33 protein-coding genes are annotated in these 20,622 nt (G+C 57.8%); 9 read left to right on the plus strand and 24 right to left on the minus strand.

Going from position 1 to position 20,622, the window contains the following annotated elements:
* Positions 1-198: 198 nt before the first annotated feature.
* The gene (locus tag F3J38_RS26255) at positions 199-609 is read right to left on the minus strand and encodes a relaxosome protein TraM (protein ID WP_167144095.1); all 411 of its coding nucleotides are present in this window, start codon (positions 607-609) and stop codon (positions 199-201) included.
* A gap of 616 nt (positions 610-1,225) precedes the next feature.
* Between F3J38_RS26255 and F3J38_RS26260 the strand changes: the two genes are divergently transcribed.
* Entirely contained in the window at positions 1,226-1,759 is a 534-nt protein-coding gene (locus tag F3J38_RS26260) for a lytic transglycosylase domain-containing protein (protein ID WP_167144097.1), read from the plus strand.
* Between the two features lie 22 nt (positions 1,760-1,781).
* Here the strand turns inward: F3J38_RS26260 and F3J38_RS26265 are convergent, their stop codons facing one another.
* The 12 genes from F3J38_RS26265 to F3J38_RS26320 all read right to left on the minus strand — a co-directional run bounded on the left by F3J38_RS26265 (position 1,782) and on the right by F3J38_RS26320 (position 9,892).
* A complete protein-coding gene (locus tag F3J38_RS26265) occupies positions 1,782-2,603 on the minus strand; it encodes a DUF932 domain-containing protein (protein WP_167144099.1) in 822 nt (273 codons plus the stop codon).
* 52 nt (positions 2,604-2,655) lie between these two features.
* Entirely contained in the window at positions 2,656-2,961 is a 306-nt protein-coding gene (locus tag F3J38_RS26270; RefSeq protein ID WP_167144101.1) for a hypothetical protein, read from the minus strand.
* Between the two features lie 747 nt (positions 2,962-3,708).
* Positions 3,709-4,278: a hypothetical protein gene (locus F3J38_RS28225; RefSeq protein ID WP_240156079.1), complete on the minus strand. Its 570-nt coding sequence runs from the start codon at positions 4,276-4,278 to the stop codon at positions 3,709-3,711.
* Positions 4,275-4,424: a succinate dehydrogenase flavoprotein subunit gene (locus F3J38_RS26280; RefSeq protein ID WP_167144103.1), complete on the minus strand. Its 150-nt coding sequence runs from the start codon at positions 4,422-4,424 to the stop codon at positions 4,275-4,277. The genes F3J38_RS28225 and F3J38_RS26280 overlap by 4 nt, the downstream gene beginning before the upstream one ends.
* An 87-nt stretch (positions 4,425-4,511) precedes the next feature.
* Positions 4,512-4,874 carry a hypothetical protein gene (locus F3J38_RS26285; RefSeq protein ID WP_167144105.1) on the minus strand — a complete coding sequence of 121 codons (363 nt, stop codon included), beginning with the start codon at positions 4,872-4,874 and terminating at the stop codon, positions 4,512-4,514.
* A gap of 120 nt (positions 4,875-4,994) precedes the next feature.
* Positions 4,995-5,825, minus strand: a complete 831-nt coding sequence (locus F3J38_RS26290; protein WP_167144107.1) for a hypothetical protein — start codon at positions 5,823-5,825, stop codon at positions 4,995-4,997.
* 980 nt (positions 5,826-6,805) lie between these two features.
* Positions 6,806-7,204: a DUF1380 family protein gene (locus F3J38_RS26295; RefSeq protein ID WP_167144109.1), complete on the minus strand. Its 399-nt coding sequence runs from the start codon at positions 7,202-7,204 to the stop codon at positions 6,806-6,808.
* 47 nt (positions 7,205-7,251) lie between these two features.
* Positions 7,252-7,689: an antirestriction protein gene (locus F3J38_RS26300; protein ID WP_167144111.1), complete on the minus strand. Its 438-nt coding sequence runs from the start codon at positions 7,687-7,689 to the stop codon at positions 7,252-7,254.
* A 439-nt stretch (positions 7,690-8,128) separates the two neighbouring features.
* Positions 8,129-8,362: a YubE family protein gene (locus tag F3J38_RS26305; RefSeq protein ID WP_167144113.1), complete on the minus strand. Its 234-nt coding sequence runs from the start codon at positions 8,360-8,362 to the stop codon at positions 8,129-8,131.
* 17 nt (positions 8,363-8,379) lie between these two features.
* Positions 8,380-9,024 carry a DNA methyltransferase gene (locus tag F3J38_RS26310; RefSeq protein WP_167144115.1) on the minus strand — a complete coding sequence of 215 codons (645 nt, stop codon included), beginning with the start codon at positions 9,022-9,024 and terminating at the stop codon, positions 8,380-8,382.
* Between the two features lie 341 nt (positions 9,025-9,365).
* Positions 9,366-9,599 carry a hypothetical protein gene (locus tag F3J38_RS26315; protein WP_167144117.1) on the minus strand — a complete coding sequence of 78 codons (234 nt, stop codon included), beginning with the start codon at positions 9,597-9,599 and terminating at the stop codon, positions 9,366-9,368.
* Positions 9,600-9,652: 53 nt separating this feature from the next.
* Complete coding sequence (locus F3J38_RS26320) at positions 9,653-9,892, minus strand: hypothetical protein (protein ID WP_167144119.1); 240 nt, start codon at positions 9,890-9,892, stop codon at positions 9,653-9,655.
* Positions 9,893-10,188: 296 nt separating this feature from the next.
* Between F3J38_RS26320 and F3J38_RS26325 the strand changes: the two genes are divergently transcribed.
* The 3 genes from F3J38_RS26325 to F3J38_RS26335 all read left to right on the plus strand — a co-directional run bounded on the left by F3J38_RS26325 (position 10,189) and on the right by F3J38_RS26335 (position 11,934).
* The gene (locus F3J38_RS26325; RefSeq protein WP_240156080.1) at positions 10,189-10,416 is read left to right on the plus strand and encodes a hypothetical protein; all 228 of its coding nucleotides are present in this window, start codon (positions 10,189-10,191) and stop codon (positions 10,414-10,416) included.
* A gap of 714 nt (positions 10,417-11,130) precedes the next feature.
* Positions 11,131-11,439 carry a hypothetical protein gene (locus F3J38_RS26330; protein WP_167144121.1) on the plus strand — a complete coding sequence of 103 codons (309 nt, stop codon included), beginning with the start codon at positions 11,131-11,133 and terminating at the stop codon, positions 11,437-11,439.
* 231 nt (positions 11,440-11,670) lie between these two features.
* Entirely contained in the window at positions 11,671-11,934 is a 264-nt protein-coding gene (locus F3J38_RS26335) for a biofilm development regulator YmgB/AriR family protein (protein ID WP_167144122.1), read from the plus strand.
* 21 nt (positions 11,935-11,955) lie between these two features.
* On the opposite strand, the gene F3J38_RS26340 is transcribed toward F3J38_RS26335, so the two are convergent.
* The 4 genes from F3J38_RS26340 to F3J38_RS26350 form a co-directional block, all read right to left on the minus strand.
* The gene (locus F3J38_RS26340) at positions 11,956-12,126 is read right to left on the minus strand and encodes a hypothetical protein (RefSeq protein WP_240156081.1); all 171 of its coding nucleotides are present in this window, start codon (positions 12,124-12,126) and stop codon (positions 11,956-11,958) included.
* A gap of 250 nt (positions 12,127-12,376) precedes the next feature.
* Positions 12,377-12,499, minus strand: coding sequence for a hypothetical protein (locus F3J38_RS28300; protein WP_255463842.1), 123 nt, complete (start codon positions 12,497-12,499; stop codon positions 12,377-12,379).
* Positions 12,500-12,604: 105 nt separating this feature from the next.
* Positions 12,605-12,838, minus strand: coding sequence for a hypothetical protein (locus F3J38_RS26345; RefSeq protein ID WP_167144124.1), 234 nt, complete (start codon positions 12,836-12,838; stop codon positions 12,605-12,607).
* A gap of 201 nt (positions 12,839-13,039) precedes the next feature.
* Positions 13,040-13,300, minus strand: coding sequence for a hypothetical protein (locus tag F3J38_RS26350; RefSeq protein ID WP_045816976.1), 261 nt, complete (start codon positions 13,298-13,300; stop codon positions 13,040-13,042).
* A 219-nt stretch (positions 13,301-13,519) separates the two neighbouring features.
* On the opposite strand from F3J38_RS26350, the gene F3J38_RS26355 reads away from it, so the two are divergent.
* Together F3J38_RS26355 and F3J38_RS26360 are read left to right on the plus strand one after the other, a co-directional pair.
* Positions 13,520-14,284: a MerR family transcriptional regulator gene (locus tag F3J38_RS26355; RefSeq protein WP_167144126.1), complete on the plus strand. Its 765-nt coding sequence runs from the start codon at positions 13,520-13,522 to the stop codon at positions 14,282-14,284.
* A 191-nt stretch (positions 14,285-14,475) separates the two neighbouring features.
* Positions 14,476-15,636: a diguanylate phosphodiesterase gene (locus tag F3J38_RS26360; RefSeq protein ID WP_167144128.1), complete on the plus strand. Its 1,161-nt coding sequence runs from the start codon at positions 14,476-14,478 to the stop codon at positions 15,634-15,636.
* 39 nt (positions 15,637-15,675) lie between these two features.
* Here F3J38_RS26360 and F3J38_RS26365 read toward each other — a convergent pair whose 3' ends face one another.
* Positions 15,676-15,978, minus strand: a complete 303-nt coding sequence (locus F3J38_RS26365) for a hypothetical protein (protein ID WP_045816985.1) — start codon at positions 15,976-15,978, stop codon at positions 15,676-15,678.
* Between the two features lie 250 nt (positions 15,979-16,228).
* On the opposite strand from F3J38_RS26365, the gene F3J38_RS26370 reads away from it, so the two are divergent.
* From F3J38_RS26370 to F3J38_RS26380, 3 genes are all read left to right on the plus strand, one after another.
* On the plus strand, positions 16,229-16,534 hold the full coding sequence (locus F3J38_RS26370; RefSeq protein WP_205298419.1) for a hypothetical protein: 306 nt from the start codon (positions 16,229-16,231) through the stop codon (positions 16,532-16,534).
* A gap of 144 nt (positions 16,535-16,678) precedes the next feature.
* Entirely contained in the window at positions 16,679-16,930 is a 252-nt protein-coding gene (locus F3J38_RS26375; RefSeq protein WP_167144130.1) for a hypothetical protein, read from the plus strand.
* A gap of 78 nt (positions 16,931-17,008) precedes the next feature.
* Positions 17,009-17,206, plus strand: coding sequence for a hypothetical protein (locus tag F3J38_RS26380; protein WP_167144132.1), 198 nt, complete (start codon positions 17,009-17,011; stop codon positions 17,204-17,206).
* A gap of 218 nt (positions 17,207-17,424) precedes the next feature.
* Here F3J38_RS26380 and F3J38_RS26385 read toward each other — a convergent pair whose 3' ends face one another.
* From F3J38_RS26385 to F3J38_RS26410, 6 genes are all read right to left on the minus strand, one after another.
* Complete coding sequence (locus tag F3J38_RS26385; protein ID WP_167144134.1) at positions 17,425-17,691, minus strand: biofilm/acid-resistance regulator YmgB/AriR; 267 nt, start codon at positions 17,689-17,691, stop codon at positions 17,425-17,427.
* 135 nt (positions 17,692-17,826) lie between these two features.
* Positions 17,827-18,099 carry a hypothetical protein gene (locus F3J38_RS26390; protein WP_167144136.1) on the minus strand — a complete coding sequence of 91 codons (273 nt, stop codon included), beginning with the start codon at positions 18,097-18,099 and terminating at the stop codon, positions 17,827-17,829.
* Between the two features lie 104 nt (positions 18,100-18,203).
* Positions 18,204-18,446, minus strand: a complete 243-nt coding sequence (ycgZ, locus tag F3J38_RS26395) for a regulatory protein YcgZ (protein WP_167144138.1) — start codon at positions 18,444-18,446, stop codon at positions 18,204-18,206.
* A gap of 278 nt (positions 18,447-18,724) precedes the next feature.
* A complete protein-coding gene (locus F3J38_RS26400; RefSeq protein ID WP_167144140.1) occupies positions 18,725-18,979 on the minus strand; it encodes a hypothetical protein in 255 nt (84 codons plus the stop codon).
* 475 nt (positions 18,980-19,454) lie between these two features.
* Positions 19,455-19,637 carry a con-10 family general stress protein gene (locus F3J38_RS26405; protein ID WP_166936809.1) on the minus strand — a complete coding sequence of 61 codons (183 nt, stop codon included), beginning with the start codon at positions 19,635-19,637 and terminating at the stop codon, positions 19,455-19,457.
* 265 nt (positions 19,638-19,902) lie between these two features.
* Positions 19,903-20,550 (minus strand): hypothetical protein, encoded by a 648-nt coding sequence (locus F3J38_RS26410; RefSeq protein ID WP_167144142.1) that lies wholly within the window; start codon positions 20,548-20,550, stop codon positions 19,903-19,905.
* Between the last annotated feature and the right edge of the window lie 72 nt (positions 20,551-20,622).

The following is a 20,622-nucleotide window of genomic DNA, read 5'->3' on the forward strand; positions in this document are numbered from 1 at the left end:
GGTGATGACAAAGCATTAATTTAATCATCAACCTTAAAGCATGAGACTTATCAGGTATCGCATGGATGAGATGCAGATACCTGTCTGACTGCTTACATATGTATTTGTTCAGCATCGTAAAGAATTTTAATATTTCCGGATGCGCCCGAGCAGTCACCATGCATAAATGGTTTCTTAAGCTCAGAAATAGAAATCACTTTATTCATCACTATGACCGTTTTCTTCACTTCTGACGAAATGCCGGTTATCGGCGTCATTTTCAGAGTTATCTATTTCCGCGAGATACTGACTCAGCAGGGTATCGATGCGTTCGGTCCCGCCCCCACCTGTCGAATTAACATACATTTCAGTCATCATGGTCAGTAATATCATAATGCCCTCCTTACTGCCGCTGACTTTTCTGATAATTTCGCGATTAAATTCTCTCTGATTAAAGGTATCTTCCTTGTTCTTTGCTTTATGCATAATCAGGCCAAGCCGTAGGAGTTCATTGCACGTCGAAGAAAGGCTGACATCAGCGGGGCTGGCACCGTTCTGGATGTCAAGAAGATAAATATCTCTTATCTCCTTTTCGATTTTGTCTTTGACGTAAATCCCCATTCTTCCCATTATTTTATCTCCTGTAGGGCTTATTAACCCAGTAACATATTTTTCTGAGCGATTCGTGCGCTGACCTTCTTCACTGTACCGTCAGCCAGCGCTGTCCTGTGTTGGGGCATTTTTATTGACCTGTAGCGGCTATACAGGTAGTCGTCAGTGACACCACCATATCGTAGGGTATGACACTGTGCGACATTCAAACATATGATTTTAATAATTATCAACATTCCTACGACATTATATCGTAGTGACCTACGACAACAGGTAGTAGGAAGCGACGATACACTATCGTAGGTAGCAACACCATCATGTCGTAGTTACCTACGACAAAACAGGCAGTTACAACTCAAAAATAATCATCCTAATATCGTAAGATGATGAACTAAAACAAAAAATCAGCAAGATAACATCTTGCGTGGGGTGTGATGAAATATAACCCCTCAGAAGCGGCTTGTTAATTAACGTTATCTTCCTGAATTCTTTATATCCTGGATGATGTTCGTCACCCGCCCGCCAGCGCACCGTGCGCGCCTGTAACGAATTATCTTGCAACCGTTGATCTGAGCGCGTATTTTTCACACGAACCCGCCCGGCGCATTATGCACACGCACGTGAGATTGTCAGAATGAAATGGTTTGCTGCTCTCGGGCTTGCCGCTGTATTCAGCGCGCAGGCCGCTCCCGAAATGTGCTTCACAAAAGCCGGTCAGGATTTTGGTATTGATCCGCGCCTGCTGATGGCGCATTCAATACAGGAGTCGCGCATGCGTAATAACGCCCTGAATACGAAAAGCAGCGGCGGAACGCATGACGTGTGTAATATGCAGATCAACAGCTCTCACTTTAATCAGCTGAAAAGCTTTAATATTACACGGGAAAGGTTACTCAGAGATCCCTGCATATGTATTTACACCGGCGCATGGATCGAGGCCCGTAACTTCAGGCAGTACGGCAGGAACTGGGACAGCGTCGGGATGTATAACACCGGACCCAGTCCGAAGCTGATAAAACAGCGACGTGAATATGCGGCCATTATTAAAAGTATTTACCGCGTGCTGATCGCCCGCGATGAGGTTTACGCCGCGATGTCACAGCAGAATAAAAAAACGCCCGCGCCAGAAAGATTTCTCAGCGCGGACGTTAACACCGTTTCAAAATAGCCCCGGTTACCGGGGCTGACCGTTATGATTTCAGCTTTGCGAACTCCTCCGCCATTTTCCACAGCGCCTGATTCAGCTTAATATCGCCATCAATACCGGTTACCGGTCGTGTGGTGGTCCTTTTTCCCTTTGCCGTTCTTCCGGAGACGCCGCCCTTAATCAGATTCTCCTGCACGATATTAAATGCGGTCCACAGGTCGGTGCCTTTGTCATACCAGGCGCGCGGCTGAATAATTTTCTCAGCGGATACTGGCGGCTCTTTTCCGTCATATTTATACTCCAGAGCCAGCTGCCCCAGCAGGCGGCGTTCTTCGTTGTTGACCTGAATCGCTTTCATAGTGCCGATATTATTTTCCACCTTATCGAACACGCCCAGCACCTCATAAGCGCCTTCAATAACCTGCGACACAATATCCCCTTTATGCGGCACGCTGATTTCACCGAACGATTTCCAGCACACCAGACCATTGCTGCACACCTTACGGAAAATGCCGGGGATCATTTTATAATTGCTGGAGCCGTCATGGCTGTTCAGTAATACGATTTCGGGCACTTCTTCGCCGCCTTTATTATTTCCACGGCGCAGGCGGATCATGTGCCTGGTAAACTCACGACGCTCAGGATCGCGCACGCGCGACTGACTGGCATAAAAAGGTTCAAACCCTTCTTCACGCAGTTTATCCAGCAGCGTAATGGTAGGGATATAAGTGTAACGATCTGAACGCGAATCGTGTTTCTCTTCGGAAAATGCACTCGGCACGACGCGCATTAATTCGTCATTGCTCAGCGGGTTGTTTTTACGGACGGAAACGGGGGCAGCGTAGCGGGTTGATAAACGGACCATAGTAATATTCCTTAAATAAATGAGAGTGAAAAAATTAATTCTGTAACCGGGCTTATTGCCCGGCGTCGTAGTATTCGCGCGTAACGATAAAGCCGGTGTCGTATTCCTGAACGGCCACGGGATACCCGTCCCGGACAAAAATTTTCAGGGCCTCCGGCTCTTCGGTGGGCTCCTCAATCAGCGCCATCGCGGCAAGTCGCGCCCATTGCACGCCCGCTACACCGGTAAACTCACCGTTTGCGCGGATCCAGCCGTACAGGTCCAAAAATTCAGCCGGGCTGAGGTCGCGGTTTTCACCGACCTTCACCCGTGTTTCGGTAGATTCGGCAGCGGCGGTTTTGACGTTATGTGTATTCATGCTGGTTCTCCTGTTGTCGGTTGCTGAAACCATGTTTCGGTGAGTTCGTTGCGGCGAAGGGCAGAGGAGCACCGGCTAAGAGAGGGCATAAAGGGGCGACGGCAAAAAGTTTTTGCGGCCTCTGGCAAAAAGTTTTTACCGGCGTGCACTTCACCCCTTTCTGCACGAACCGGCGGTGCTACGAAAAGCCCTCCGCAACGGGCTGGCCGGAACATGCGCAACCGGCGGGGAGATGAGCACGAATACACCCCGGACGGCTCTGCCGATCCGGGCCTCAGCGGCCACGGCTTTTTGTGGCCAGTGAACGCGCGGGCGCCGGCCCGCTGCGGGGGTTGACCTCAGCCATCAGACCCCAGCCGTCAGGCCCGGAACGCGTCCCTCTGCGGTCCGGCGGAGCTTGCCGGCTTGCCGGTTAGCGCAGCAGGGCTCGACGACCCGGCGCGCCGGGGAGCCGGAGGGGGCCATGGTTCGTGACCTCATGATGGTTACGGTTAAGAGGAGCAGTCAGCAGAAATACAGTAAGAGCAGGGCAAGTCACGGGAAAGAAAACAGCAGCAGGATGATATCGACGGGGCAGAGAGAGCAGATCACAGGACACAGTACAGCCACAGGGAGACCCGGTGCGTAAGCACCGGGTTTTACCGCCTGGGTTGTCCGAACCCTTTACTCTGGCTGCGGACTCCACCCGGCAGTCTCTTGCGGGCGGTAAAAGGAGGCCGGTGGTATCCTCCCCTGCCCTTTTTCGCTTCAGTGGGTAACTTTCCGGTTATACACCACCTTCCAGTCGTGGTACGCCGCGCAGTCGCGCAGCGAGTCAATGCGCACCACGTTTTCCGCCACGCCGTTCATCATCAGCACGCGTTCGATGCCCGAGAACCAGCTCTCAGTTGGATTGAGCGGGAACCACAGGTTGCTGTTAATACCGCTCAGCAGCGGATCGTTACACACGTGGATGCCCCGCCCGTGGCGGGTTTCGCTGCCGGTTACAATAAGCTCTCCGCGCAGATCGCGTGTGATGGCGCAGCATGCCAGCGCTGTGACCACGTCATCCCAGCACCACTCTTTATCCTCGGGCACCGGCAGCTCGAAGCAGCGCAGATGCTTGCCTCCTGCCCGCGCTGCGCGCATCGCGAGCCCCAGCACGGAGGGTTCATTACTCTCGCCGTCCGCGCTGGCCAGCCAGAATCCGTTGTAATAAAAAGCCTCGTCACCGTTATCCAGGCGGATTAAACAGAAATCGCCCAGCGCGCGCGTGATGTCGGACTGGGTCACCTTTTGCTGGCCCATTTCCGGGGCCAGAATATTCTGTACGCTCATGAATGCTGCTCCAGCACCTGCCGCACAGCGCGTATGAAGTGCGGCCAGTCTCGTAAGGTCATTTTCGGTACGCGCACGCCGCGACCGCTGTTAAAGCCTTTTACAAACGCCTGCGCCTGTGCGACGATTTGCGGGTCAAAAATCATATAACTCTCCTGAGCTTTTTGGTTTTGATGTAGTCGCCAGGCGCTAAACTGGCGACCGTGGAGAAGGCAGGGGCAACCCTGCCTTTTTTACGTCTGTGCGTTACAGGGCGCGTGGCGAAGGCTGATGTTTGTCAGGCGCGCCGCCAGTGCGCCGCTCGCCCGCCCCCAGGCCACCTCACCCCGGCTGCCGAACTGCGCGTGCACGATATGGCTTGCCATAATCCACGCCCGGAACGAGGACAGCGGCAGCGCACTGTCCTGCACGGTATCGGCAATCTGCTGCGCCATATCGTGCAGCGCGAACCACAGATGCTCGTGCTCCTCGCTGGCGCTGAGGCGGTGCTTTCCCAGCTCCGTCAGGGCTGCAAGGCTGTCTGCCAGCCCCGGCGTCAGGCCGGGAATTTCTGACCGACTGCCCGCTGGGGCCATCCCGGCATTCTGTTTTTTCATCGTTCTGTCTCCTTTCAGTGGTCAGTAAATCAGTGTGCCCGGCACCTGCTTTTCAGCCAGCAGGCAGCTACATCCTGATCGGCCCTGTTACGCCCAGCGAATAATCGCTGGCGCAGGCCGTTATTCATCGCGTTCAGCCAGATAGTGCGTCTCTGCCTGGCTCACCAGCGACGCAAAAGTCACTTCGCCTCCGGTTATCCCCTCCTGCTCACACAGGTGCATCAGGTTCGCGATCAGATCCTGTACTGCCGTAAACGCCTCATCGCCACGACCGTCGAGCCCGGTACGACGGGCAAATATCCACACCGCTTCAGCTGCCGTCGTGGCCCTGTCCGTGTTGCCCCAGATAAGTGCCGGGCGCTCCGTTCTCTCTGCCATCGCCGCGATCTCCTGGATAACCTGCATGGCGACAGGGGCAGGGGTATCCCTCAGCGCGGGGGTTACTGGCTGCTTACCCGTTGTTTCAGTGATCCCCCCGCGTTTACGCTCAGGTCGCACGAAGGCTCTCACGGCGGCCGCCACGTCAGGATGCCCCAGCCATGCGCAGTTCATTTCGTCATCCGTTTCTGTCTGCGGCATATGCCAGACAAGACTGTCCGCGTCCCCCGTCAGAACCGTGCGACCGGAATCATCCAGGATAGTCAGCGTCTCCGGCTCGAAGAAGATCGGGCCCATGTCAGTAACAAGGTATTCGTTACGCGGGTCCCAGTCGTTTCTGAGCCACGCCGCCGCTGCGGTCTCCAGCGCTTCCGCGATCGTACGGGCATGCCCCAGCGTCAGGGTTGCGGTATGCCACCCGTCCTCGCCCTGCTCTTCACTGCGTCCGCTGACGGTGACAACAAATGGCATCAGATCGTCAGGGCATCCGGGCCAGAGACGTACCGGGGTTTTCACCCGTGTTTCGGTAGATTCTGAAGCGGCGGTTTTGACGTTGACGTTGTGGGTGTTCATGCTGGTACTCCTCTCCCGGTTGCTGTTATCCATGTTTCGGTGAGTTCATCGCGGCGAAGGGCAAAGTAGCACCGGCAGTGAACGGAGAAAGGGAGCCCCCGCAGGCCGCAGCGCAAGCGAGCCGCAGGCGAGTGCGAACGGGTGAGGAGGCAGCGAAGCGGTGCCCTTTCGGAAGTGAATCTGACTGTGCTACGACAAGCCCTCCGCGGTGGACCGCCGGAACAGAACAGCCGCACGGGATGAAATGAGCATGAACACCTCCGGAACGACGGAACGGCGTGACGGCCTTGCAGGGCGCGACCGCGCCCGGTGAACGCACCGGCGCCAGCCGGTTGCAGCCGTTGACCTCAGCCATCAGACCCTAGCCGTCAGGCACGGAGCGCGGCCCTTCGCGTTCCGGCGGAGCTTACCGGCTTTGCCGGTTAGCGAAGTGGGGCTCGACGACCCGGCCTGCCGGGGAGCCGAAGGGGGCCATGCTGTTGCTGTTTAAGCTTATTTTTATGCGGCGGGAAATCAGAACTGACAGGAGAAAAACAGAAGCTTAACCGGATCTGGAGATTGTGACCGTACGCATCCGGGCGGAGAGGACCGGTGCGCCAGCACCGGTTTTCCCGGCCCGCAGGGCGGTAGTGTTGCCGTTTCGGGCTGAAAGAAAGCGCAAAGCAAAACCGCGCCAGGGGGCGCGGTGTAGGATAATCTGAGCAAAGGTGACTTGCCTGGCCGGTCCTGTTCGGAAGCAGCCAGCGCGCCTGGAGAGACAAACTGCTGCCGGAATAAAACGTGAGAGAACGGCAATTCTGGTCACCCGGCACGCTATAAATAATCAAAATAACAACGAGCAAAGCCACTCTGGTCAAGACCGTTACCCGACTCTATGCGGTGGCTGCGCCGCCAGGCGCAGCTCTCCCGTAGGCCGCCGGAGGCGGCAGGGGGGTTCGCGGCCTGAGAGGGGGCGACGGGCTTCCCTGCCCTGCCCCGGATTATCTTTTCATCGCGGCGGTGACTTCTCTTATGGCCTCATTTTCAAGAGGCCAGAGGCGCGCGGCGCTGCCTTCTCCGCCCTGCACGTCCTCAAGCCGCATAAAATCTCCCGCCACACGCAGCACCTGCATCAGCGAAGCGACAGGCACGCAGACTTCATGTCTCCGCTGGATGTTATCCAGCATGCTCCTCAGCTCGTCTCCTCCAACACCATACTCATGGTGGCCATCGAGCATGTCGAACTGGCTCAGAATTTCGGCAGCCACCTTCTCTGGCACACTGTCATCATCGAGCACGGCCAGCACATCCTCTTTCGTCCAGACAATCAGTGCAATCTGTTCGTCGGCGCGGTGTTTCTGAAGCAGTTGTGCGCAAAGCGCGTTAACGGTTCCGTACATTTTTTCTGTCTCCTTGCGGGGCGGCCTTCGCCGCCCACGTTGATTAATCAGTCCAGCGCGGCAAAAATCGCGGCGGCTTCCGGGTGGGCAAAGGCGTAGTCGGTCAGCTGGCGGTGGTGGCGGCAGTAAAGCGCGCACAGCTCCGTGTCATCATGGCGGTCATACATCCAGCTGCGGTGGTTCAGCACCAGTGAGGTGATCACGATGCCCGCCGCCTCGCTGCTCAGGCGCACATCGCTGTGGTTTGCCGGGTTAACGAAGCGCCACGTTTCCTCCGCTGCGGGCTTCATGAAGCCACCGCCGGAAGGCAGCTGCGCGAAGTCCCACACGCCGCCGTTGTAGTCCGAAAGGTAACGATCGGCGTACAGGTACACGTTGTTTTCGGCGCGCATGAAATCGTCGCCAAACAGCGCGGGCAGGAAACGCAGGCGCACGTAGTCGTCAGGGACGCGCGCGGACTCAAAGGCAGGGGTAGCAGTCTTCATCAGAAATCTCCGCAGTCAGGGTGGTTAACAGTTCCGGCCTGTGCCGTGACTGAATGACAGCCCGGCGAAAAGCGGAGTGTTCAGGAGCGGTGACGAGGCCGCAGCGCAAGCGAACGGAGGCGGGATTACGGACGGCGCAGACGCGAAGCATGAGCGGAGGCGCGACGGGAGTAAGCGCGACGGAGAGAGTGCGAACGGGCGAGGAGACGAGCCTGCGGCTCTTGAACACGCAGCGGCCGGGCTAAAGTGAAGTCACGGTACCGGCCGCAGACCGCACGGTTTTTATTCCCCCGCCGCAGGCGGCATCAGTGAGGCGCGCAGCAACATCCTTTTCGCCTTGTCCACATCCGGGGTGCATATCCGCCCCGGAACCCTGTGGATAAAACCGGCCCTGCCGTGCGCCGGCAGGGGTGCAGAGTGGCGTTCTTTTTTTAATCAGTCACGCCCTCAGGTGTTTCTGTATCACGGCCGCGCGCCGGTAGAGTTCAACCAGGTCGCTATCGATCCCCTCAATCAGCAGGCCCGTCATGCGCTGTTCGCGGCTGGCGCCCTGCCAGAGGTGGCGCGCGGTCATGTCGCGCAGGCGCAGGTGGAACTCATACAGCGATTCTTCCAGGTCGGCGACGTCGGCCGCCAGTGCATCGTTATCAGGGTGCATAGTGTGACCGTTCATCGTGTTCTCTCCGGTTATCAGGCCGCGCGGGCGTCGCGGTGGGCATACAGGCGGCGCAGGCCGGCGGCGTGGTACTGCTCCATCAGCTCGATACCAATCCAGCGGCGCCCGCACTCCTGGGCGGCCACGCAGGTCGAGCCGGAACCTGCAAACGGGTCCAGAACAATGGCGCCGGGCTGCGTGAAGGTCTCAATCAGCGGCCGGAGGGCGCTGACCGGCTTTTCGGTCGGGTGATGGCGGTTGCCGGTGTACTCCCACGGCATCACATCCGGCAGCGGCTTTGCCGGCAGCGCCGGGCGCCCTTTGGCCAGCACGTAGGCGCTTTCGTGCTGGTAGCCGACGAAGGCCGATTTTGAGGCGTAAGGCTTGGTGAACACGATGTGGCCGACCACGCGGAACCCGGCCGCCTTCCACGCCTGCATAAAAATGTCTGTCCGGTTCCAGCCGTAGAAGCTCACCGCCAGGCTGTTGTCTTTCAGCACCCGGAACATTTCGTTGCTCGCCGGCTGGACCCACTCGCTGTTCACGTCGTTGGCAATCGAGCGGCCGGAACGGTCCTTAAAGCCGACGAGATACGGCGGATCGGTGAGGATGAAATCAATGCTTTTGTCCGGAAAGCCGCCCATAACCTGTACGCTGTCGCCGTGCATGAATCGAGACATAGTGATGCTCCTGTGTATGAAGGGGGCACCGGTAGTGGTGCCGTGACCTCCACACAGACGGGCGAACAGCGGAGCAAACAGGGGCGGATGCGCAAGCCGCACGCGCCGCCGGAGCGGACTGAATGTCCCGCGCACGGCGGGGAACGGGTGAGCAGTCCGGCGACAGCTTACCTTGTTTGCGAGGCCGCCCGGCTACCGTGAGGGCACGGCACTTTACGCCCGCCGTTTTCCGGCCGCAGGCCGGCATGAAGGCGGAGCGCAGCGACAACCTTTTTCATTCCTGCAGTGATGCCGCCGTGACCGGCGACATCAGAGGATCTGCAGTTGCACTCCGCGCAGCGCTATTTCCCCTCCCCCTCCAGCAAAACGGCATCGATGGCCATCTCCAGATGCCACCAGTTAAATCCCTCGTTTGCATCATGATGGTCTTCGGCATACTCCATGGCCGCCGCAATCTCATCCGGCGTCATCGTCGGGTTAATACCAAGAAAGTCCTCTGCCAGCCAGAAGGTGCCGCAGCACAGCTCGTCATCGCCGACTGCGGCCAGCCGCGCCCTGAATTCCCGTACGGTCATTGCTCTCATTACCTGTCCGGCGGGTTGTCCCGCCGCCTCAGGTTTTATGATGATCAGGCAGGGTCTTTTTCGACCCGTGCGGCAGGGATGGTGTCGGCGCAGTGGCGCAGAATATACCAGCTGAGACTCGTATCCGTATCGAGCGAGGCATCGGCCAGCACCTCATCGGGCGTCAGCTCTGGTGCCACGTCTTCGAAATCATCGGCTGTCCACAGGTACACCACGCAGGGTGTGCCGGGTTCAAAGCGCAGCAGCTGTTGGGCCAGCTGGCCAGTGGTGAGAGGTTGATTCATGGTCACTCCGGTCTACAGGTTGCACGGCATCAGCGCCGTGACGTCACGGCAGCCGGGCTATGGCGCAGGACGCAGGGTCGAGGGACGAAGCCGCACGCGCCGCCTGAGCGGACTGAATATCCCGCGAACGGTGGGGAACGGGTGAGTCATGAGGCAAAGCCTGCCTTGCGGAAGAAGCGGCCCGCCAAGGTGAAGTCGCGGCGCAGCCTGACAGGCGGAGGAAGGTTGCATGCATTTTTTGTATGTTTTAATACGAATATGACTGCGCTCATGAAAATCGGGCGGCAGCCGAAGATATGATGTACATAACAGACAACTGCGAGTCACTACTCATGGCCAGAGCCCTGCCCCCGACCTATCTTCCCGTTTCCCCTTCCTGCCTGGCGGAAAAGCTCCGCGAAATTGCGGACATGCTGGAAGTCCGCAGCCCGTTTATCCGCGCGGCAGAACGGCACTGCGCCACGGGAAGCCGCGGCGAGCCTTTAACGATTATCCGCATCGAGATTCAGGAGCAACCTGAGTAAGTCAGATATTTACGTTTAAAGTAAGGCGGATGACTGGCTCTGGCAACTCTATGCGCAGGGGCCATATCAGTGCGGCCCCTTCCCGGGGCTTAAATTATTTTATGCACCGGGCACTTAAATATAAACTCGTACGACTCGCCTCTGCCGGTTAACTGAATGTCAGGTGACATCGGATATACAGGACGCCAGGTCCGGGAAGCGCCGCTTCGAACAAAAAGATTTATATTTAAGCACAGCGCCAGTGTAAAAGTGGCAGCATATTTTCGCTTCGGCAATCAGTCAGTCACTGGAGACGGAAAAAATAAATGAGAGAGTTAATGAACATATTCTCTGCAGGAATCTTGTTATGGAGAAAAACCATTGCGTAGATCCTCTGGCTTTACTGCACCTGAGCAGTATTTAGCAGTCTGCCTGCGGGTGCGCCCTTGCGGAATCAGATGCGCAGCGCATGCACCATGCTTCTGACAGTTCGAGTTACCTGCTCTTACCCGGGTGAAGGCCAGAGTGAGAGATATTTTCTCAGGATGGAGTACACAACATCAATATATCAGAAAAATATCAGACATTTATAATAAAAGGAAAAGATTCAATTTATTTATCCTTATTAATCCATAGCCGATAACTATGCATATCATTTAAATTCCGCTCCGCCATTTGTTATAATAACGATGTGGTTAAAATTATTCTCATTCATTTCTTAAGCGAGGTGTAAACGTGTTGTACAGCGAAGACATGACAGGTCACGCAGTTATTGGTGAAGCCGCAGTCAATCTTGCCGTGCGTGAAGAGGAAATATCCGTTGATGCTCTCCTGACGGAGCTGGACATTATGCTTAAAGCAGAGAAAACCAGCAGCCGCAGCCGGCGCATCAGCGATGCCATCAGCTGGCTGCGCGACTTCCGGACCGTCGGTGCGCGCGGGGGTGCCGGTAAGAAATGGATGCTGTCTGATGCAGACAGCCACACTGCCGGCGGCGAGGCCACCATTCGCCTGCAGGCTGATGATGACGATGAAATGAGATAACCACAACCTTCAGGAGCGGGCGCTCAGCGTCCGCCTTTAGCTGACCTCGTAAGATGACTGCCTGCGCGCGCAATCATTAACGAAGCGCACCCCAGCGCCTTTTAACCTATAATTTCTCTGTCATTGGGTACGTTCTGCAGATGCAGCGCTGCCGGCCACACAATAACAATCCGCCACACCACTTTTACCGCCGTCATCCGCTCAGGATGCTCCGGCAGGGACCTTCACAGCATGAAAAATACCAACTCAGTGACCACAATCCGCGCCCGCCTGCAGAACATCGGCGACGCGCTGGCGGCTGAAAGTCAGGAGCTTGAAGAGGCAATACAGGCGATTCTGGCCTCAGGCGTAAGGCTGACCAACAAAACGCTCATCATCCACGTCATTCACGACCTTGAGCAGGAGCGTGACGCGCAGAGACAGGCGGTGCTGCGAAGCGTGCTGGAGCTTATCGTCAGTCACACGCCGGACGATGCCGACGGGCAGGCCTCATAACGCCTGCGCGACAGGGCTGTTTCAGTTAAGTTTGGCGGCAAAAATCCGGATGGCCCGGCTGCAGGCCTCGCGCATGGCCATATCGGAGCCGGACTCCTTCAGGCGCCAGAGCGCACCGATAAGTTCGTGCGGGCTGACTGTCCCGCCCCTGTGCAGTACCTGCCTGATGGCCAGCCCGATGGCTTCGTGCATCAGTTCCTGTATTTCATTTTCGGTTTTCAGGTGCGCTCCGCTTATTGGGGATATACACAGTGTATCGCGATAAGCGGCGCGCAGATACAAGCACCAAAAAAAACCGCCCAGAGGCGGTTAAATCAGCGGGGTGGCGCCCCGGTCGGGCGGGATGTCTCTGTCGCCGCCCGGTACCTCATCTTCATGACCAGGCGCCGGCTCGTGGTCCGGCATCGGGGTCGCGTCGTCAGGCATCGGCTGGTCAGACATGCTATTTTCCGCCCTTCTGCTTCATGGTATCGCTGTCCCTGGTGTCTTTTTTGTTGCCCGCGGGCAGCTTGCTGTGGTCGGCGTCTTTGCCATCCTTCACATTTTTTTCGTTACGGTCAGCCATGGTTACCTCCGTCACCCGTTATCGGGTAACGTTAAGTTTAGCCGCGTGACGGTACCGGGAGGTGAACAAATATCCGGTCTGTGACTTAAGCGTAAAAACCGCTCATTACGCGGGCGGTGAAAGCGAGGCGTCCCGCGCTTCAGTCATGCTGTCGTCCACGCACAGGCGGCAGATGCAGGCCCGCATCTTCAGCTGCTGTGACGCAATCTGATACGCGTGCCGGTAGTTCACGGCCGAGCCCAGGAACTGACGCTCCGGGTGGTCCTCAAGGCACACGCAGCCCTTCACGTGCAGCTGGTCCTGCTGCTCCATTCTGAGCAGATAATAAAACTGCCACATAAGCGGCCTCCTTCCATGATAAAAGGAGCAATGTATGCCTGAATATATAACGGTGGAATTAATTTCTGATGCGATTTAAGCGCGGGATATGCGGAGAGTGTCGTCCCTGACAGGTTCTCCGGCCGGTACACGCCTGAGCGCGACCGCTGAGGTCATCTTCATCGTCGTCTTCCGGCCAGAGCCGGACTACGTCCTTTGGCGTCAGTTCTTCTCGTCGTTCAGGCCCGCAAGGGTCTGCAGGTACGGCACGTGCCGGACGGCCTGCTCCGGCTCGTGGAAGCTCTTCAGCCAGCTTCTGGCTTCGGATATTTCAGTGAGCCGGTTATCGCTGCCGCCGGCCTCCGCCATGTGTCCGAGCTCGGCAATAAGCGATTGCACGCTTATTTCCTTTTCGCCCAGCGCCAGGCTCAGTGCCGCCTCGCCAATAATGACGTGCCCTTTCCCGTCGTGTTGAATAGACAAATTTACTACCTCCGTTTCACGTTGATGACAGCCTCACGTCACACTGTAGTCGCGGATGGTGAAAGCGCCCGGAGTTTATTCTGAAATTAGCCGTATCCGTAATAACTTATATCAGGTAGTGTGGTAATGAGTCTCTCCGCGCGACGAGTTCCTCTCAAGCCCGCGCAGTTAAACCTCCGGCCCTGCCAGACAGGCTTTCTCCCCTCACGGACGCAATTTATGCCGTTCCATACAACTGATACCGTCTGCGGTATCGTGGGCGTACTGCCTGAAACCCTGCGACGCTGGCGGCGGGCAGGCCTTATATCCCCGCCCTCAAAAGAAGGGTACTCGGACGCCCAGCTGGCGTGTGCGCTGCGCGTGCTGGACCTGACCGCCGGAGGCAATACGCTGTTTGACATTCACGCGACGCTGCGCTGGCCGGGGCTGGCGCTCAGGGGCGGCTGGACGTTCCGCGAGGAGGATATGCTGCAGCTGCTCCACCGCCACACCGATGACGACGTGCGCCGGGAAATGCGCATGATGGCCACGGACTACTGTACCGACGACTTCGTCAACCGCTACCTGCGGCCGCTCAATCTGTGGCTGCGCAGCGACGCCAGTGAAGGCGCCACGGAACGACAGGGGCGCTTCCATGCGGCCGTACTGGCGCAGTGGAGCCTGATGGCTTCGGCGTCAGCGAGGCGTGCCACCATTCCCCTGTTTCTGGAGGCGGTCAGCGTCACGGACAGCACGGAAATCTGGATGGAAGCCATCCGGCTGACGGGCCAGGGGTTCAGGGTGGAGGTTAATGATGCATGCAGCGGCATCCCTGCAAGCGCCCTGAGGCACCACGACCATCACCTGATGTGGTGCGGTAACGGCATCAGTGCAGCGATGCGCGACCACTTCCGCCTGAACCTGGAGCGCGGTGAGGCCATTATGCTGACCGGCGACGACCGGCGGCTGGTCAGCAACGCTGATGCGCTGACAGCCGTCGCATAAGGTCGTCACCGTTCTTTCTGAGGTTTCACAGGTAGCATTCTGATTCCTGCCCGCTGATACCTCTGCGCGGTGCAGCCTGCGCTGACCCGTAAAGCTCCGGTACGAGCCAGACCCGGCTACCGGTCCGGTTTGAGAAAGCTCGGCCGGCTGCTATGGTGACCGTGACAATCTGCGGCAATACGGAGCCTGTAATGCTTACAACCATAATTTACCGGAGCCACCTCGCCGATGACGTGCCCGTCAGCATTCTGCCGGGCATGGTGGAGAAGGCAACGCTGCTCAACGCCCGCCATCAGGTGACGGGCATCCTGCTGTTTAACGGCACGCACTTCTTCCAGATCCTGGAGGGCCCGGAACAGGGCGTGCTGGACATCTACGCCCGCATCTGCGCCGACCGGCGCCATCACAACGTGGTTGAGCTGATGCGCGACTACTCGCCGTCGCGGCGCTTCGGCAACCACGGCATGGAGCTGTTCGATCTGCGCCATCACCCCCGCGGCAGCGTGCTGCAGGCGGTGCTTGACCGCGGCACCTCTAAGTACCGCCTGACCTATGACGATCGCGGCCTGCAGTTTCTGCGAACCTTCGTGGAGGCCCGGGAGAAAGAAAACTACTTTGAGGTTCTGCCCGCCGACTACTGGGACTTTGTGCCGGATGAGAACGGGTCACCGGCCCCCGCCGCGGGCGTGACCTTCCGCCCGGTGGTCGACCCGCTCGGCCGTGAGGTCACGGCCCTTGAGGCCATACCCGATGATGCGCCGGAGGGGCTCTCCGGCGATGCGATGTACGTACATAATCTCGCTGCGGTCACCGGGGCGCTGCACAGAGCCGGCAGGTCATGCCCTGACGACATGATGCTCTACCTCAGCATTCTGCCCGGGACGCTGATATCCGTTCCGGATGCCGTTGGCCGGATTGTCCGCGCCATCGACAGCGCTGAACTGGTGCCGCAGCAAATCATACTGGGCGTCAGCGAGACGGAGGTGATTTCTCAGCTGGGAGCATTTTCCGCAGCGGTGCGGCAGCTGAAGCAGGCCGGCATCAGCCTCTCTGTCGATAACTTCGGTGACGGCTCCGCCGGGCTGTCTCTGCTGGCGCACGTTCAGCCGGACCGCGTGCGCATCGGCGCCGCGATCGTGCGCAATATTCACCGCAGCGGACCCCGCCAGGCGGTGGTGCACGCGGTGCTGCGCTGCTGTTCTGCGCTGGAGATTAACGTCATCGCGGCGGGCATCGAGCAGCCGGAAGAGTGGATGTGGCTGGAGGCGGCAGGGGTCACTGATTTCCAGGGCGCGCTGTTCACCGCAGAGGGGGCGGCCGTGGCCTGGCCGGAAACCCGCGAGGCCGTCTGAGGCGCAGGAACAGAACAGGGGCCCGCAGGCCCCGTATGATTAACAGGATGCGGCACGGTGAGGCGGAAGCTGCGTGGCCATAACGGCCGCGGGCACATCAGCCTTTTCCTGCCGCAGGGTTCTGCCGCGGTTGGCCTTTTCAAGCCAGGTGCGGAAATGCGTCATCATGGCCGCCGCATGCTGCGCGTCCGGCGTGCGGTAAATCAGCAGCCGGCTTTTGGTCTGGTTTGAGAAGTCGAGGGCATAAATCTCAATGCCGGCCTCGCGCTGCTCGCTTTCAATTGCTGTGAAATGCATGTCAGGCCAGCGGTTCACCTTCAGCATAAACTCACTTAGAATCATTTTATTCGCCTTTTATTGTTTTTAAACCGGTACTTTTTTCACTGGTCTGTCCAGCGTAGAACTGGTTGCGGACTCTGCAAGCCGTCAGCACGGCTTCAGACGTAAAAATTTCGTAAAGGCAATCGCTCAGCCCTCCTTTCAGCGCTGCAGGTTGCTGCAGGTTGCTGCAGCATGCGTCAGCAGGGCATGCCCGGCAATACGCCGGCGGACTATCAGTGCAACAGGTAATTACGTACAGGGGAAAGCAGCGATGATCACCGAAGACCGGCTCAGCCAGATCGCGGAGAATCCGGACAGTCATGACGCGGAGGTCGTGGCGATGGCGCAGGAGCTCCTGCAGCTGCGCCGCACGCTGGGCGCGCCCTGGGCCGTGGTACAGCCGCTGGGCGAGCTTTACGTGGAGGACGGAAACGCGGCCATGATCTGGCCGGCGAGCCTGGCGGAGCGCGGCGACGTCTGCCTGTACCGCCTGGAGAAGCCTTCACCGGGGGTGGATGCCGCGCCGCCCGCAGCAAAGCAGCGCGGCCGCAGAAAGAAATTACCGGCGCCGGAGTAAGGTATTTTCAGGACAGCATACCTCTGCCGGACAGCGCTGGCGCAGCAGCGCAAAAAGTTTTCTGTCGGTTCTTGTCTCCGTGAATGTTCGGGCCAGCTGCGCTGTGGTAAGCTCTGCGCCCGAAAACTGCTGCCGGAAAACCCCATGAAAAATGACTTTGAAGAAAAAATGGCCGACATCATGATTGGCGAGGCCGTCACCGCGCTGCTGGAACAGGACATCGCCATCAGCTGGGCCGTCCTGGCGGACCGCCTGCGGGCGGCGATTGAGCATGAAACGGATGAAGACCGCGTTCGCGCAGGGCTGCGCGCCATTGAAGAGGTGCGGCGGGAAATGCAGATTCGCGCCAGTGAAAAGATCGGCGTGGCCAGCCTGACAGAGCAAAAGCTCCACTGACGGCCGGGGCGCCGAGGTATCAGCCCCAGCGTCTTTATGATATACTGTACACTTATCCACCTTACGGACGGAGGTCATATGAACGATGACACCACCGCCGAAGATATCTACGCCGTTATCGGAACGGTCGTGGCGCGCCTTCTTAAGCCGGACCAGTACCTCACCCTTCACGAAATCACCAGCGCCCTGCACAGCATGGGCGAAGCGGCAGGCGCTGCCGGGACGCGCGAAAGCTGCGAACGCGCCGTCAGGCTGCTGGCTCAGCAGATGCACTGACCTTCAGATTCCTCCCGTTCTGACGATCACTCCTCGCGCAATGACGGTGACGTGCCACACTGATAAATGTGAAATCGTTTAAACCGGGAGATGCCTGTGAAAGTCTGGATTGCCGTAACCCTCGCCGCCGCCGTCAGCTGCTCCGTGTGGGCTTCACAGGGAGGATTTGACTCACCGGCTGCGCCGTCTGCCGCGCACGTCACACAGCAGAAGTAGCCTCAGAAGCCTTCGTCGTCGGGCGTTTTGCCCACCACGATTTCCAGCGCGCTGCGAAGCACGTCCTGCTGGACCACATCTGAGGTGCTCTCCAGCTCGGCGATAAGATAAAGAATGATCGCTTTGCTGGTGACCTTTTTGCCGTGAATAACGATGTCGCGGATAACGGCGTCCAGCACGGCGGTTTCGGCGGCCAGCGCGTCGCCGCCGCTGCGGAAGTGCTGAATGATGTCGGCTTCAGTGGAGGACTGTTGATCGTTAAGCTGCATGGTGTTATCCGTCAGGCCCTGCGGGCAAAAGTGGCCAGGCTCTCTGCCTGTAATAAAAACGGCCACCCAAATGGGTAGCCGCGTCCTGCGGGCGTCCTGCCACTCTCCGCTCTGGTCGGAGATTCGTTCTTCAGTTTACTTATTATTACTGCCATCCGGGCCGGTCAGGGCACCGAATGCCAGCACGTCTGCGTCGCGGCTCTCACGCGACTGGTTAAACTCGCTCTTCACCTCGCCCAGCGCCAGTGCTATAGCTTCACGCCTTTCCGGGTTCGTCTCGTCGCCGTTCATAGCGCGAAGCTGCCGTGCCACGCCGTCTGCGCTGATGTGGTCTTCGCTGCTCAGCAGCGCGACCACCGCCTCGCCCAGCACAACGTCGGCCAGACGAGTTAAATCTGCATTATTCATACCCGCATCTTCCGGTTCGTGCCTTCCGGGCAGGATGGCAGGACGGCCATTCCGGGCGGTCCTGAATGCATGCTGCGGGCCTGGCCTCTTTACGCCGGGGTAACTCAGCGTTCAAACAGCATGCCAATTAAAGTCTGGTAATGACGCTCTTCTTCCTGATTCGCTGCCACTTCAAGGCGGCGCAGCAGTTTGCTACAGATGGCCTTACGGTTAAGGTTCTTGCCTGCGCGCAGGATTTCGACGACAATCTGCCCCAGCGTTTCCTGCTGGGTTGGCGCCGACGCTTTGCTGAAGTAATGCGCAATGTCGCTGGCGGAGTCCGGGAATTTCGTAACGTTCTGACGCATGGTGAACCTCTCAATGGTTAAAATGTAGTCGGCTCTGTCTGACCGTAAAGTTATACAACCAAATCAAACTTGTACAGCAATTGTGTTGCTGTACAGCTTATGTTTTTTTGCAAAAAGTGCTAGGCGTTACTAAACAGTAACTTAGGTGAGTATCAGCGCGCGAATGATGAGCGGGTTAACGAAGGGGTTGTACAACAGTCAGAACAGCGTGCTCAGCTCAGGGGCCGGGGTACAGGAAAGAAGCCTGTCCGGTGCCACCGGACAGACGGGGGATGTCTTCAGTGCGCTGAGCCGCGGCCTGATGCGGTAATCCATCTCAGCTCGTCCCGGTTACCCGGTAATGACTCAAACCCGCGGAGCCAGCGTTTCGCCCCTCTTATCTGCACGCAGCGCGCAGGATTTTTCTCGGCGGCAGCCATCTCAGCCAGCTCGCGGATAAGCGAGCCAACGTTAATGTCCGCATTGTTCATCGCCAGATGAACTGCCGCTTCGCCAATGATCATCTGGTTCTGGTCATGGTCATTATCAGGCATGCTTTGCTCTCCCTCCGCTTTATTAAGGTATTTCAGTGTAGTCACTTAACGGACTGAAAACCGGTTCCGTTTAAATATTTTCCGCGCATTATCCCGTCAGTCAGAATTACGCTCAGCCGCACAGCAATAAAAAACACCCTGAATTCAGATGCCTGACAGATTATCAGAGGTAAATACCAGAAAATACTGAATAAAACTTATGTGTGGTCTGAAATCGTTTTCATCCTGAGATGCAGCCTGGGCATGTGAATGTTTCGGGATTTAATCTCAGAAGAGGATTTAACATGGCCTGAAAAATATGGATGATAAGCCTGCAGGTTACTGGCCATTAATATGTGCCACATATCAGAAAAATCAGGGGGCAGGTTCTGTTGATTATTCTACTTCAACCTCAGAGATGGTTTGGAAATGAATATTTCCTAATTAAGCGCGCCGGGATAAAATTTACTTCCGGCGCGCGTCCGGGTGGTTTTATTTAAACTTCAGGTTTTGGGCTCCGCCGGCTGATAAGTCCGCCTTTACGACCGGCCTCGCGCGCGCGATCGGGACAGTTTTTGAAGTTACCGCCGCTGGCGGCGCCGCCTTTGCTGCCCGCCTCAGCGGCGCGCGCCGGATCGGCCGCAAAGTTTCCGGCACCACCGCGTCTTGCTGTTGTCATGATGTCTTCCTCAGTTAAAAGATGTCCTGTATTTCAGGAAGTTAAATTGTGGCACGTCCGCACAGGACTGCCCGCGTTCGGCACACTTTTTTTTCAGGGGTATGACGGCGGACACGCATTACTGGGTGGCAGCATCTTAAATGCGGGCCCGCTGGACCCTCACGCTTGCGACTTGAGCGATATGCGCCAGGCTGTGTGTGCGGAACGGCGCGTGACATCCCTCCGGAGGAGAGCTGTTCTGCAGGCGCGCCGTGCCGCATTCGTATTACTTCTGCGCAGCGTTCAGGGGGTGCGTGCTGATGACAACCCGTCGCCGCAGATGGCTTTCAGGCTCCGCGCCCCAGCAGAAGGCGGCCCAGTGGCCGCAGAACGCCAGCCAGCTGCGCACCGGGTGCAGACAGCCCGATTCACCTGTGCCGTCCCACACGTACACGTAGTGCTCCGGGTCGCGCAGTGCCCAGGCCACCATCCCCTCCCACATCACTTTTGCCGCGTTGGTCTGCGCGCTGTCGGTAATGATGATCGACCAGCGATGCAGAAAATGGCAGAAAAAACGCCGCGCCAGGCCGTGCACCGCCCCCTCATGCTGAGGCTGGCGGGTGCGCCATACCATAACCTGTATGCAGGCGCGCTCCGGCGAGGTGAAGTCTTCGGTTTCCTCCAGCCGCACCGCATAAACGGTCTCCGGATCACGCTCCTGCGTGACCAGCCTGAACTGTCGCTCTGCTCTGTTCTGCCAGAGGGTGTAGCCAAACGGCGTCACAAACCCGGGCAGCGTAAAAAGCTCTGCGTCGCGGGCAAGAAATGCGCGGGTGTCGGCCCGGTTGGTGTCTTCCGGATTCAGCACCTGGCTGAAGCTGGTGTCGGGCAGGGTAATGGGCATGCTGTCGTCCGCCGTTACTTTTCTGTTCACTTAGCCTCCCTGATAACCGGAGCGTTAATTTATACCGCTGAATTGTCTGCAATAACGGGTGGTGCTGTTTAA

It is taken from the genome of Candidatus Pantoea formicae (genome assembly GCF_011752625.1).
Taxonomy (GTDB): Bacteria; Pseudomonadota; Gammaproteobacteria; order Enterobacterales; family Enterobacteriaceae; genus Pantoea; species Pantoea formicae.